The sequence below is a fragment of the Geodermatophilus sp. SYSU D00697 genome, from assembly GCF_054050175.1.
This window is the reverse complement of the sequence record NZ_JBJGYV010000016.1, coordinates 20,718-33,840: the sequence shown is the minus strand read 5'-3', so window position 1 is coordinate 33,840 and position 13,123 is coordinate 20,718. Positions and strand designations below refer to the sequence as shown.

Annotated in this window: 12 protein-coding genes; 10 read left to right on the top strand and 2 right to left on the bottom strand. The window is 76.7% G+C overall.

What is annotated here, in order from left to right:
- Nucleotides 1-56: 56 nt before the first annotated feature.
- Nucleotides 57-893, bottom strand: a complete 837-nt coding sequence (locus ACI79C_RS15015) for an HAD-IB family hydrolase (protein WP_456946460.1) — start codon at nucleotides 891-893, stop codon at nucleotides 57-59.
- A gap of 125 nt (nucleotides 894-1,018) precedes the next feature.
- On the opposite strand from ACI79C_RS15015, the gene ssd reads away from it, so the two are divergent.
- The 7 genes from ssd (at nucleotide 1,019) to ACI79C_RS14980 (ending at nucleotide 5,991) form a co-directional block, all read left to right on the top strand.
- A complete protein-coding gene (gene ssd / locus ACI79C_RS15010; protein WP_456946459.1) occupies nucleotides 1,019-2,116 on the top strand; it encodes a septum site-determining protein Ssd in 1,098 nt (365 codons plus the stop codon).
- Nucleotides 2,113-3,261, top strand: coding sequence for a TadA family conjugal transfer-associated ATPase (locus tag ACI79C_RS15005; protein ID WP_456946458.1), 1,149 nt, complete (start codon nucleotides 2,113-2,115; stop codon nucleotides 3,259-3,261). The genes ssd and ACI79C_RS15005 overlap by 4 nt, the downstream gene beginning before the upstream one ends.
- Nucleotides 3,258-4,046 (top strand): type II secretion system F family protein, encoded by a 789-nt coding sequence (locus ACI79C_RS15000; protein ID WP_456946457.1) that lies wholly within the window; start codon nucleotides 3,258-3,260, stop codon nucleotides 4,044-4,046. The genes ACI79C_RS15005 and ACI79C_RS15000 overlap by 4 nt, the downstream gene beginning before the upstream one ends.
- Nucleotides 4,043-4,756, top strand: a complete 714-nt coding sequence (locus ACI79C_RS14995) for a type II secretion system F family protein (RefSeq protein WP_456946456.1) — start codon at nucleotides 4,043-4,045, stop codon at nucleotides 4,754-4,756. Before ACI79C_RS15000 ends, ACI79C_RS14995 begins: the two co-directional genes overlap by 4 nt.
- A gap of 127 nt (nucleotides 4,757-4,883) precedes the next feature.
- Entirely contained in the window at nucleotides 4,884-5,183 is a 300-nt protein-coding gene (locus ACI79C_RS14990) for a DUF4244 domain-containing protein (protein ID WP_456946455.1), read from the top strand.
- 77 nt (nucleotides 5,184-5,260) lie between these two features.
- Entirely contained in the window at nucleotides 5,261-5,608 is a 348-nt protein-coding gene (locus tag ACI79C_RS14985; protein WP_456946454.1) for a TadE family type IV pilus minor pilin, read from the top strand.
- Nucleotides 5,605-5,991, top strand: a complete 387-nt coding sequence (locus ACI79C_RS14980; RefSeq protein WP_456946453.1) for an Rv3654c family TadE-like protein — start codon at nucleotides 5,605-5,607, stop codon at nucleotides 5,989-5,991. Before ACI79C_RS14985 ends, ACI79C_RS14980 begins: the two co-directional genes overlap by 4 nt.
- 38 nt (nucleotides 5,992-6,029) lie before the next feature.
- Here the strand turns inward: ACI79C_RS14980 and ACI79C_RS14975 are convergent, their stop codons facing one another.
- Nucleotides 6,030-8,585, bottom strand: coding sequence for a DEAD/DEAH box helicase (locus tag ACI79C_RS14975; protein ID WP_456946452.1), 2,556 nt, complete (start codon nucleotides 8,583-8,585; stop codon nucleotides 6,030-6,032).
- 284 nt (nucleotides 8,586-8,869) lie between these two features.
- On the opposite strand from ACI79C_RS14975, the gene ACI79C_RS14970 reads away from it, so the two are divergent.
- The 3 genes from ACI79C_RS14970 to ACI79C_RS14960 all read left to right on the top strand — a co-directional run bounded on the left by ACI79C_RS14970 (nucleotide 8,870) and on the right by ACI79C_RS14960 (nucleotide 13,114).
- Nucleotides 8,870-11,128: a sodium-translocating pyrophosphatase gene (locus ACI79C_RS14970; RefSeq protein ID WP_456946451.1), complete on the top strand. Its 2,259-nt coding sequence runs from the start codon at nucleotides 8,870-8,872 to the stop codon at nucleotides 11,126-11,128.
- Between the two features lie 169 nt (nucleotides 11,129-11,297).
- On the top strand, nucleotides 11,298-11,615 hold the full coding sequence (locus tag ACI79C_RS14965; protein WP_456946450.1) for a hypothetical protein: 318 nt from the start codon (nucleotides 11,298-11,300) through the stop codon (nucleotides 11,613-11,615).
- Entirely contained in the window at nucleotides 11,612-13,114 is a 1,503-nt protein-coding gene (locus ACI79C_RS14960) for an alpha/beta hydrolase (RefSeq protein ID WP_456946449.1), read from the top strand. The genes ACI79C_RS14965 and ACI79C_RS14960 overlap by 4 nt, the downstream gene beginning before the upstream one ends.
- The last annotated feature ends 9 nt before the right edge of the window (nucleotides 13,115-13,123 follow it).

Genomic DNA, 13,123 nt, shown 5'->3' with positions numbered 1-13,123 from the left:
GGCCCGTCCCGGGTCGCGCCCCGAGATCGCGAGGGTGGGGAGGGCGGGGTCCTTCGTCAGGCGCCGCGTCGACGCCGTCGACCGGTTCCCTGCGCCGACGGGTTCAGCCCGACCATCGCCCGGCGACGGGCGTACCAGGCCAGGCCGACGACCGCGGCGCCCACGCCCATGGCCGCACCGGTCGCGACCGGCGCCGTCGGCACCGGGAAACGGGAGCGCATCGACACCGGGCGGCTGAACTCCAGGACCGGCCAGCCCCGCTCGGCCGCGGCGCGGCGCAGCGCCCGGTCCGGGTTGACCGCGGTGGGGTGCCCCACCTCGGAGAGCATCGGCAGGTCGGTGACCGAGTCGCTGTAGGCGTAGCAGTCGGCCAGGTCGTAGCCCTTCTCGGCGGCCACCTCGCGGACCGCGACGGCCTTGTTCTCGCCGTAGGCGTAGAACTGGATCTCGCCGGTGTAGCGGCCGTCGACGGTCACCATGCGGGTGGCCACCACCCGGTCGGCGCTGAGCATCTCGCCGATGGGCTCGACCATCTCCGCGCCGCTGCTGGAGACGATGACGATCTCGCGGCCGGCCGCCCGGTGCTCCTCGATGAGGTCGGCGGCCTCGGCGTAGACCAGCGGGTCCACGATGTCGTGCAGCGTCTCGCGGACGATCTCGTGCACCGTCGCGACGTCCCAACCGGTGCACATCTGGGTGATCTGCGCCCGCATGCGCTCCATCTGCTGGGCGTCCGCGCCCGACAGCGAGAAGACGAACTGGGCGTAGGCGCCCTTCAGGACGGCCCGGCGGTTGATCAGGCCGCCCTGGAAGAACGGGCGGCCGAAGGCCAGCGTGCTGGACTTGGCGATGACAGTCTTGTCCAGGTCGAAGAACGCCGCTGCGCGGGTCACGGTTCACGACTGTAAGTCGACCGGCTGACGGTGACGCGGATCGCGCGCTGTCCACACCCCTTCGGGTCATCCACAGATCCCTCGCGCCCCTCCCGCCCCGCGGTCCCCCGCACTGGGCTGGGCGCGTGCCTGCTCTCCGGACGCCGCCCACCCGCCCCCTCGTCGTCAGCGCCGACGAGGACCTCCTCGACGACCTCCTGCGGGTGCTGGCCGCCGCCGGCGCCGAACCGGAGGTCGCCACCGGCGGCCCGGCCCTGCGTCGGGCCCACCGTGAGTCGCCGCTGGTCCTGCTGGGGGCCGACGTGCTCGCCACCGGCCCGGTGCGAGAGCTGCCCCGGCGTCCCGGCGTGGTCGTCGTGGCCCCGGCGGAGCTCCCCGGCGCGGCCTGGGCCGCCGCGGTGGAACTCGGCGCGGAGCGGGTGGCGGTGCTGCCCGCGGACGAGAGGTGGCTGCTGTCGCGGGTGACGTCGGCCCTGTGCCGGCCGGTCGACCGCGGCCGGCTGGTGGTGGTCGGCGGGAGCTGCGGCGGCGCGGGCGCCAGCACGGTCGCCGCCGCTGTCGCCCTCACCGCTGCCCCTGCGGGCGACGGCGTCCTGCTCGTCGACACCGACGGTTTCGGCGGCGGGCTGGACCTGCTGCTGGGTGCCGAACGGACCGAGGGGCTGCGCTGGCCGGAGTTGGCCGGCCTGCGCGGCCGGGTCGCCGGGGACGCGCTGATGGCGGCGTTGCCGGAGGTCGCAGGGGTGTCCGTGCTGGCGGCCTCCCGCGAGGCGCCCGGAGACGTCCCGGCCGGGGCGGTCGGTGCCGTGGTCGAGGCGGCCCGTGCGGGCGGCTGGCCCGTGGTGGTCGACCTCCCGCGCACCGCCGGCCCGGAGGTGACCGACCTGGTACTGGCCGACGCCGACCTGGCGGTGCTGATCGTGCCGGCGCGGCTGCGCGCGGCGTCCGCGGCTCGCGGCCTGGCCGAGCCCCGTGCCGACGGGTCTCCGGGCGCCTGGTCCTCGGCCCGGCTGGTCGTCCGGCCGGTCGCCGGCGGGTTGTCCGCCGACGAGATCGCCGACGTCGTGGGCCGCCCCGTCCTCGGCGAGCTGGGACACGACCGCAGCGCGGTGGCCCGTGGCGAGCGTGGCGAACCCCCGCAGCTGGGCCTGCGCTCACCGCTGGGCTCGCTGGCCCGGCGCGTGCTGGCCGAGCTGCCCTCGCCGATCGGGCTCGCGGCATGAGCGGCGCCCTGGTCGACCGGGTCCGGGCCCGCCTGGCCCTCGAACCGGAGGCGTCGACGCGAGCGGCGGTCGCCGCGGTGGTGCGGGAGGAGTCCGCCGGTCTGCTGGCCGACGACGAGGTGCTGCGCGCGGTGCGCGAGGCGGTGGACGAGCTGGCCGGCGCGGGGCCGCTCGAGCCGCTGCTGCGGCAGCCCGGGGTGAGCGACGTGCTCGTCAACGGTGCCGACGAGGTGTGGGTCGACCGGGGAGCCGGGCTGGAACGCACGCCGGTGCGGTTCCCCGACGAGGACGCCGTCCGCCGGCTCGCCGTCCGGCTGGCGGCCGCGGCCGGACGGCGGCTCGACGACGCCGCCCCGTGGGTGGACGTCGGCCTGCCCGACGGCACGCGGCTGCACGCGGTGCTGCCGCCGGTGTCGGGCCCCGGGACGTGCCTGTCCCTGCGGGTGCTGCGCCGGGCGTCGATGCCCCTCGCCGAGCTGGCCGCCCGCGGCACGCTGCCCGGCCGGTCGGCCGACCTGCTCACGGCCCTGGTCGCCCGCCGCCTGGCCTTCCTGGTCACCGGCGGCACCGGGTCGGGTAAGACGACGCTGCTGTCGGCGCTGCTCGGCCTGGTGCCGCCCGGGGAGCGGTTGGTGCTCTGCGAGGACGCGCCCGAGTTGGCGCCGGCGCACCCGCACGTGGTCCGGCTCGCCACCCGGCCGCCGAACGTCGAGGCGGTGGGTGAGGTGACCCTGCGCGACCTGGTCCGCCAGGCGCTGCGCATGAGGCCGGACCGCCTCGTGGTCGGCGAGGTGCGCGGTGCCGAGGTCACCGACCTGCTCGCCGCGCTCAACACCGGCCACGACGGCGGGTGCGGCACGCTGCACGCCAACCGGCCCGCCGAGGTGCCGGCGCGGCTGGAGGCCCTCGGCGTCGCCGCGGGGCTGGACCGGCTGGCGGTCCACAGCCAGGCGGCGGCCGCGCTGGCGGTGGTGGTGCACCTGCGACGCACCCCGTCGGGGCGACGGGTCGAGGAGATCGGCGTGGTCCGCCGGGCGGGGGAGCTCGTCGTCGTGGAACCCGGCTGGCGGGCCGACGGGGGACCGTGCCCGGGCACGGACCGGCTGGCCGACCTCCTCCGACCGGCGCGGGACGCGCTCCGGTGACCGGTCCGCTGGTGCTGCTCGGCGCCGCGCTGCTGGTGTGGCCGGACGGCCGGGCGGCGCGCCGGGCGCGGTGGGCCGAGGTGGCCGGACGGCGGGTGCCCCGGCGGAGCGCGTGGCCCCTGCCCCCGCTCCCGCTGGCCTGGGGCGGGAGCGCGGCCGCGGTGGGCGTGGTGACGAGCACCTGGCTGGTGGCGGTGCTGGCCGGGACGGCCGCGGCCCTCCTCGCCCGCGCACAGCTGCGGCGCCGGGCCGCCGCGCGGGAGGAGGCCCGGCTGGCGGCCCTGGCCGGCGCGCTGGCGGCCATCGCCGCGGAGCTGCGCGCCGGCCGGACGCTGGAGGCCGCCACGGCGGCGGCCGCCCGTGCCTGTGCCGACGAGGAGAGCGGACAGGCGCTGGTCCGGGCGGTGCGCAGCCCGGCGGGCTCCGACGCGGGAGTCAGCGGTGAGCTGGGGGACGCGCTCAGCCGCGTCACGGCTGCCGCGGCGCTGAGCCTCCGGACCGGGTGCTCCCTGGCCGCCGTCCTCGCCGCCGTGGAGGACGACCTGCGCGCCCGGCGCCGGCAGCGGTCCGACCTGCGGTCGGCGACGGCGGGATCCCGGGCCAGCGCGCTGCTGCTCGCCGCATTGCCGGTCCTCGCCCTCGCGATGGGCAGCGGGATCGGCGCCGACCCGTGGCGGGTGCTGACCACCACGCCGACCGGCCAGGTCCTGCTCGTCGCGGGGGTGGCTCTGGAGGCCGCCGGGCTGGCCTGGTCGTCCCGCCTCGTCCGCCGGGCCGTGCGGTGACCGCCGCGGCGGTCCTGCTGTTGGCGGCCGCGCTGGCCGTCTGGTCACCGGGCCGGTCGGTCGTCGCGGCCCGGGCGCGGGACCTCGCGCGGCCGGACCCGGCGGAGGTTCCTGACTCCCCGGCGCTCCCCGAGGGGCGACGCCGCTGGGTGCTCGCGGGGGCGGCGGGGCTGGCCGGCGGGCTCCTCGTGGGCGGGGCGACCGGCGTGGTGACGGCCGCGCTGGTCACCCTCGCCGGGGAGCGGTTGCTGCGGGGGAGGGGACCGTCACCGGGGCCGCCGATGGTGGCCGACCTGCCGGTCGCCTGCGACCTGCTCGCGGTGTGCCTGGCGGCCGGACTGCCGGTGGGGCGTGCCCTGGCCGCCGTGGCCGGTGCCCTGCCGGCGCCGCTGGGGCCCGAGCTCGCCACCGTCGCCCGGCTGCACCGGCTCGGCGCTCCACCGCGGCAGGCGTGGGACGACGTCCCGCCGGAGCTCGCCGGTCTCGGGCGGGTCCTGGTGCGGGCGGGGGAGTCCGGGTCCGCCGTCGTGTCCGCGCTGCAGGCGCTCGCCGCGGACACCCGCGCGGAGACGCGAGGACGCGCGGACGCCGCCGTCCGCCGGGCCGGGGTGTGGGTGCTGGCGCCGCTCGGTGCCTGCTTCCTGCCGGCCTTCCTCTGCCTCGGGGTGGTGCCCCTCGTCCTCGGCATCGCCGCTGACGTCTTCGGCTGACCCGCACCCGGCCGTCCACAGGGGCCCGTCCCCTCCACAGATCCCCGCCGTCCCTGGAGCCGGCCTCCGGTCGCCGCGAGGGTCGGACCAGCGGCCCGGACGGCGGGCCCGACACCGAGGAGACCCTGTGACCAGCACCCCCGCACCGCAGCTCGCCCCCGAGGTGGCCCACCCCGACCTGCCGGTCGACGACGCACCCGAGGTCGCCGGACCCACGGAGACCGGCCGCCCGGCCCGGAGCGCGCTGTGGGCCCGCTGGGCCCGGGTCCGCGCGACGGGAGAGGCCGGCATGAGCACCGCCGAGTACGCGGTCGGCACCGTGGCCGCGTGCGCCTTCGCCGCGGTCCTCTACCGCGTCGTCACCGGCGGCTCGGTCGTGGACGCGCTGGGGGAGCTGGTCTCCTCCGCGCTGGCCACGCTGTCCTGACCGTGGGCCGGGCACGGGCACGGGGGCGGTCGTGCCGCGCCGGAGCGCCGCGGCGCCACCTCCGCGGCGAGGAGGGGATGGTGACGGCCGAGACGGCGGTCGTCCTCCCCGTGCTCGTCCTCGTCCTCGCCGGAGCGGTGGCGGCGGTGACGGTCGTCGCCGCCCAGTTGCGCTGTGTCGACGCCGCCCGGGAGGGGGCCCGGGCGGCGGCCCGGGGCGAGACGACCGCGCTGGTGGTCGACCTCGCCACCCGGGCGGCACCCGACGGCGCGGTCACGACCGTGGCCGAGGACGGGTCGGCGGTGACGGTCACCGTGGCGGCGGAGGTGGCGCCGCTGGGACCGGTGCCCCTGCGCCTGCGGGTCTCAGCGACCGCCGTCGCCCAGCGCGAGCCCGGAGCCGGCGCGCAGGCGGGGACCGGATGACCACCCACCGTCGGCCGGCCGGGGACCGTGGGTCGGCCACCGTGTGGGTCGTCGCGCTGTCGGGGGTGCTTGCCGCCATCGGGGTGGCCGTGGTGCTCGTCGGTGCGGCCGTGGTCGGCCGTCACCGGGCGACGGGCGCAGCCGATCTCGCAGCCCTGGCCGGCGCCGAGTCCGCGGTGCGCAACAGCCCCGACGTGTGTGCGGCGGCCGAGCGGGTGGCCCGTGCCAACGGCGCGCGTCTCACCGCCTGCAGCGTGGACCCGGGGGCGATCGTGGACGTCGCCGTTGAGGTCCGGGTCCGCCTCGGCCCGCTCGGCACCGCTTCGGCGACCGCCCGCGCCCGCGCCGGGCCCGTGCTCCCCGAGCCGGTGGTGCAGCCGTGACCGCGGCACCGCCCGCGTCAGAAGACGATGTCGTCCTCTCAGAAGACGATGTCGTCCTCGTCGAGCCGGCCGGCGGCCCGGTCGGGCGCGGCGGACGGGCCGGCCGGGGCAGAGGCGGCGGTGCCGGGAGCCGCGGCGGTGGTCCCTCGCTCCGTGTCGACCGGGTCCTCGCCCTCGCCCTCGCCCTCGCTCTCACCCTCGCCCTCGTCGTCGCCTGGTGCGTCGGCGTCCTCGGCGTCGGCCAGCTCGTCCAGGACGACGTCGAGCACCCGGACCGCACCGTCCTTGTCCAGGGGCTCGTTGCCGTTGCCGCACTTCGGCGACTGCACGCACGAGGGGCAACCGCCCTCACACTCGCAGCTGGCGACCGTGGCCCGCGTGGCCTGCAGCCAGCGGCGCAGCACGCCGAACCCCCGCTCGGCGAAGCCCGCGCCGCCGGGGTGGCCGTCGTAGACGACGATCGTCGCCGCGCCGGTGTCGGGGTGCAGGGCCGTCGAGACACCGCCGAGGTCCCAGCGGTCGCAGGTGGCCAGCAGGGGCAGGATGCCGATCGCGGCGTGCTCGGCGGCGTGCAGGGAACCGGGCAGGGCCGCGTCGTCCACCTCGGCCCGTGCCACGGCCTGCTCGTCGAGGGTCAGCCACACGGCGCGGGTGCGCAGTTGCCGGGCCGGCAGGTCGAGCGGGAACTCGGCGAGGACCTCGCCGGTGCCCAGCCGCCGCCGCTGGTAGGCCACCACCTGGTTGACCACGTCGACCACACCGGTGTGCGCGGTCACCGTGCCCAGGCGTCGCGACCGGTCCGTCGAGACGATCGACAGGTCGGTGACGTCTCGGGCGACCGTCGTCCAGTCCGGGCTCTCGGGGTGCACGACCGCGACGGCGTCCTCCACGGAGAACTCGTCCACGACGTAGGTCTCCCCGCGGTGCACGTACACGGCGCCGGTGTGCACGGTCGCGTGCGCGGCATCGCCGTCCACGGTGCCCAGCAGCCGGCCGGTGGCGCCCTCGATGATCGTCACCGGCTCGAGGCCGCTGCCCCGGATGTCGACGTCGGGGCGTCCGCGGCCGGCCCAGTACCAGCCGGTGGGACGTCGCCGCAGCAACCCCTCGGCGACCAGTTCCTCGACGCGGGCCTCGGCGGCGGCACCACCGAACTCGACGAGGTCCTCCGGGCGGAGGGGGAGCTCCGCGGCGGCGCAGCACAGCTGCGGGCCGAGCACGTAGGGGTTGGTGGGGTCGGTGACCGTGGCCTCCACCGGCCGCCCGAACACCGCCCGGGGGTGGTGGGCCAGGTAGTGGTCCAGCGGGTCGTCGCGGGCGACGAAGACGACCAGCGACTCCCGTTGCGCCCGCCCGGCCCGGCCCGCCTGCTGCCACAGCGAGGCCAGCGTCCCTGGGTACCCGGCCAGGACGACGGCGTCGAGCCCGGCGATGTCGATGCCGAGCTCGAGGGCGTTCGTGGTCGCCACCCCGAGCAGCTCCCCGGTCGACAGGGCACGCTCCAGCTCCCGCCGCTCCTCGGGCAGGTAGCCCCCGCGGTAGGAGTCCACGCGGCGGGCCAGGTCCCCGCGACCGCGGTCGGCCAGCGAGCGCCGGGCCTGCTCGGCGACCGACTCGGCACTGCGGCGGGAGCGGACGAAGGCCAGGGTCCGGGCTCCGCGCTCGACGAGGTCGGCCAGCAGGGTCGCGGTGTCCGCGGCGGCCGACCGGCGCAGCGGAGCGCCGTGCTCACCGGTGCGCTCGGTCAGCGGCGGCTCCCACAGGGCGAAGGTGGCCCCGGGGCGGGGCGAGCCGTCCTCGGTGACGGCGACGACCGGTGCGCCGACCAACCGGCTCGCGGCGGCGGCCGGCTCGGCGACGGTGGCCGAGGCGAGGAGGAACACCGGGTCGGCGCCGTAGCGGTGGCAGATCCGCCGCAACCGCCGCAGGACGTGGCCGACGTGGGAGCCGAAGACCCCGCGGTAGGCGTGGCATTCGTCCACCACCACGTACGCCAGGCGGCGCAGCGTGCTCGACCACCGCTGGTGGGCCGGCAGCACCCCGCGGTGCAGCATGTCCGGGTTGGTGACGATCCAGCGCGAGTGCCGCCGGACCCACTCCCGCTCCTCCATGGGGGTGTCGCCGTCGTAGGCCGCGGGTCGCACGGAGGGGTCGGCCAGGGCGGCGACCGAGGAGAGCTGGTCACGGGCCAGCGCCTTGGTCGGCGCGAGGTAGAGGACACAGGCACGCGGGTCCTCGGCCAGCCAGGTCAGCGCCGGCAGCTGGTAGGCCAGGGACTTGCCCGACGCCGTCCCGGTGGCCACCACGACGTGCCGCCCGTCGCGGGCGAGCTGCGCGGCCTCCACCTGGTGGCGCCACGGGGCGCGCAGGCCCTGTGCCTCGAGCCGCTCGCGTACCTGCGGGCTCACCCACGCCGGCCACGGCTGGGTGCGGCTCTCCCGCACCGGCATCCGGTGGACGTGGGTGACCGGCTGCTCCTCCTCCGGCGTCCCGGCCAGCAGAGCGGCCAGCAGGTCGGCGCCGGGGAGGACCCCACCGGGAAGAGGGTCCGTGCCGGGAGGGGGAGCCGACCGGACCGGGTGGAGCGTGGTCACGCGTTCTCCTCGCTGGCGCTCGATGTCCGCGCGCCCACGGGTGCTGTGTTCCTGGGCGACCGCGCGAGCGCGGTCGCCCCTCCACTGTCACACCTCCGGGCAACCCCCGCGCCGATCTCCTGCGGATGCGGTCACGAGCGGATCGTCGAGCTATCGGTACGGCGTGTGATCTCCCTTACACTCACGCGGCGCCCAGGCGTGCGGACCCCCGCACCCTGGACGGAGACCTCCGCCGACCGGAGCGCAGGTGGCCCCGGGGGCAGCCGACCGCTTGGAGGAAACACATGCCGGACAGCGCACTCTCCGGCGGGGACGTCGTCCTCGTGACGATCGTCCTCGCCATAGCCATCGCCGCCCTCGCCTTCGCCGCCTACCTGGTGCGCGCCGTCATGGCTGCCGACCAGGGCACGCCGACGATGCGCGACATCGCGAGGGCGGTGCAGGAGGGTGCGGCGGCGTACCTGCGCAGACAGTTCCGCACGCTGGGCGTCTTCGCCGTCATCGTCTTCCTGCTGTTGCTCGTCCTGCCCGTGCACGACGGCGGGTGGGGGACCCGCATCGGCCGCGCGCTGTTCTTCCTGATCGGCGCCCTGTTCTCGGCGATGGTCGGCTTCATCGGGATGACGCTGGCCACCCGGGGCAACGTCCGCGTCGCCGCCGCCGCCCGCACCGGGGGGTACCGGCCGGCCTTCCGCATCGCGTACCGCACCGGCGGCGTCTGCGGGATGATCACCGTCGGTCTCGGCCTCTTCGGCGCCGCCCTGGCGCTGCTGCTGTTCGACGAGACCGCCCCCGTCGTCCTCGAGGGCTTTGGGTTCGGCGGTGCGCTGCTGGCCATGTTCATGCGTGTCGGCGGCGGCATCTTCACCAAGGCGGCCGACGTGGGTGCCGACCTCGTCGGCAAGGTCGAGGCGGGCATCCCCGAGGACGACCCGCGCAACGCGGCCACCATCGCCGACAACGTGGGGGACAACGTCGGCGACTGCGCGGGCATGGCCGCCGACCTCTTCGAGTCCTACGCGGTCACGCTCGTCGCCGCGCTCATCCTCGGGCAGGTCTTCTTCGGGGCGGTCGGGATGGTGTTCCCGCTGACCGTGGCCGCCATCGGGGTCATCGCCTCCGTCGTGGGGATCCTCGCCAGCAACCCGGGCAAGGGCGACTCCAGCGGGCTGGCGCCGATCAACCGTGGCTTCTTCACCTCCGCGGTTGTCTCCCTCGTGCTCGTGGCCGTTGCGTCCTTCACCGTGCTGCCGAGCGTCGCCGACGTCCCGGACTCCGTGGTCAGCCCGCAGGTGCTCGGCTTCGTCGCAGTGCTGGTGGGCATCGTGCTGGCCGCGGCCATCCAGCTGCTCACCGGCTACTTCACCGAGACCAGCCGCAAGCCGGTCCAGGACGTCGGCCGCAGCTCGCTGACCGGCCCGGCGACCGTCGTCCTCTCCGGCATCTCCCTGGGCCTGGAGTCGGCGGTCTACGCGGCGCTGCTCATCGGCGGTGCGGTCTACGGCGCGTTCCTCGTGGGCGGCGGCGCCGCCCTCTACGCGGTGGCCCTCGCCGGCTGCGGCCTGCTGACCACCGCCGGGGTCATCGTCTCCATGGACACCTTCGGGCCGGTCAGCGACAACGCCCAGGGCATCGCCGAGATGTCCGGCGACATCGACGAGGACGGCGCCCGGGTGCTCACCGACCTCGACGCCGTGGGCAACACCACCAAGGCGATCACCAAGGGCATCGCGATCGCGACGGCGGTGCTGGCGGCCACCGCGCTGTTCGGCTCGTACAACGAGCAGGTCCGCGCGGCGCTCGAGGGGGTCGACCTCGGGCAGGCCTTCAGCCTCGTGGAGCCGGACAACGTCGTCGGCGCGGTGCTCGGGGCAGCGGTGGTGTTCCTGTTCTCCGGCCTGGCGATCAGCGCCGTCTCGCGGGCAGCCGGCCGGGTCGTCTTCGAGGTCCGCGAACAGTTCCGGACCCGGCCCGGGATCATGGACTACACCGAGCGGCCCGACTACAGCGCGGTCGTCGACATCTGCACCAAGGACTCGCTGCGCGAGCTGGCCACCCCGGGCCTGCTCGCCGTGCTCTCGCCGGTCGCGGTGGGCTTCGGCCTCGGCTTCGGCCCGCTGGCGGCCTACCTGGTCGGCGCGATCGCCGCGGGCACGCTCATGGCCGTCTTCCTCGCCAACTCCGGCGGAGCCTGGGACAACGCCAAGAAGATGGTCGAGGACGGTGCGTTCGGTGGGAAGGGCAGCGAGGCGCACGCCGCCACGGTCATCGGCGACACCGTCGGCGACCCGTTCAAGGACACCGCCGGCCCGGCGATCAACCCGCTGATCAAGGTGATGAACCTGGTGGCGCTGATCATCGCCCCGGCCGTGGTCGGCATCTCCGTCGGTGAGGACGCGAACACCGTCCTGCGCGTGGTCATCGCCCTCGTGGCGACCGCGATCATCGTCGGCGCCGTCGTCGTCTCCAAGCGGCGGTCGGTGGTCGTCGGCGGCGCCGCGGACACCCCGGCGGACACCACGCTCACCACCACCGCTCCCTGATCGCACGCCGGGATCCTCCGGCCGGCACGTCGCCGGCCGGAGGATCCCGGCGTGCTCTGTGGACGTCGGTGGCGTCTGTGGACAGGTCGCGGCCGGTGGTCGCCGGCCCTCCCTACCGTCCCGCGGCACCGGTCCCACGGGTGGACCGGACGACCGTCGGGAGGTCCCCGTGTCCACGACCATCACTGCCCAGCTCGATGCCATCGACGGGCTCGCCGACGAGCTGACCGGGCTCGCCACCGAGCTGGGAGACGACGCGCAGCTGTGCCGGTCCACCGCCGTCTCCCTAGGGACGGCTCTGGGCGGGGAGGCCGGAGACCGGGCGGGAGCGGCGGGAGTGGGCTGGGGGACCCTGCTCGAGCTGCTCGCTGAGCACACCCGCGGCCTGGCGGAGACGCTCCGGGCGGCGGTGGACTCCTACCGGCTGACCGATGCCACGCTCAGCGACCGGCTACTCGCCCGGCGCGCCGGAACGGCCGCCCGGTGAGCGCCACGACCCTGACCGCCGTCGCCGGCTGGGACCTCCCGCTCCTGCGCGGCGCGGTCTCCACCCTGGTCGCGGTGGCGGACCGGCTGCCGGCCTGGCGGGCCCGCGCCGAGGCCGTCGGCCGCGGCCTCGGTGACACCGACTGCTGGTACGGCCCGGCCGCGCAGGCAGCCGCCGCGGCGCTCGTGCAGGTCTCCGGCGTGGCGACCTCGGTGACGGCGGCGCTGGGGGAGTCCCTGACCCGCGCCCAGCAGCTGCTCGCCGCGGCCGACACCGCGCAGGACCTCGCCGAGCAGGCGCTGGCCGCCGCGGCCGCCGTCCCCGTCAGGCTCGACGACACCGGCCGGCTGACCGGCCCCCTCCCGGTGGACCCCGTCACGGGGACCGACGAGGGGTCCGTCGCCGCCGCGCGGCGCGCCGAGGCGCTCGGGATCGACGCCGTGGAGGCCGGCCGACGCGCCGTCCTCGCCGCGACCGACGCGACCGACGCCCTCGCCGGCCTCGGGATCGGCGGTGCGCTCTCCCCGGCGACCTTCGAGGACCTCGCCTGGCTGGTCACCGTCGAGACGTCGGCCGTCCCGGCTCCCCCGCCCCCGGCGGGAGGCGGACCGAGCGCCGCGGCGGCCTGGTGGGCGGGCCTGTCCACCGCCGCACGGGTCAGTGCCATCCACGGCCACCCCGAGCGCATCGGAGCGCTGGAGGGGCTGCCCACGTGGGCCCGGGACCGCGCCAACCGGCTCCTCCTCGGCCGGGTGCTGGCCCTCCCGGCGGCGCGCGGTCACGAGGTCGCGGTGTCGGTCGCCGCGGAGATCGCGGACCGCGAGGCGGCCGGCCACGAGGTGCAGCTGCTCCAGTTCGACGCGGCCGGCCAGATGGTGGCCCTCGGCACGGGTGACCTGGACACGGCCGACTCCGTCGTGCTGACCGTGCCCGGGATGCTGAACAGCCCCGACGACGACCTCGACGAGCTGGCCGACAGCGGGGACGTGCTCGTCGAGGCCGCCCGCGCCGCCGCCCCGGGACTGGCCGTGGCCTCCATGGCCTGGTTCGGTTACCGGCCGCCGATGGGCCCCGGCGCACTCGGGACCACGCGCAGCCTCGAGGGCGGTCGGGCGCTCGACAGCGCCCTCGACGGCCTGGCGGCCGCTCGCGCCGGCGACCCGGCGCGCGTGGTCGTCAGCGCGCACAGCTACGGGACGACGGTGGTGGACGCCGCCGCCGACGCCCCGGGCGGGCTCGCCGCCGACGCGGTGGTCCTCAACGGGAGTCCCGGCATGGACAACGACGCCGAGGGGCTCGAGGTCGCCGAGGTCTACGAGGCGTCCTCGCCGGCCGACCCGATCACCTGGAGCGACTGGCACGGTGAGTACCCGACGTGGGACGACTCCTTCGGGGCCGTCGAGCTGCCCACCGGCGCGTTCATGTACCACTGGGAGTACTACGACGACTTCTTCCCGACCGCGGCGGCGATCGGCGAGATCGTCGCCGGGACGCGGTGACCGGGACGA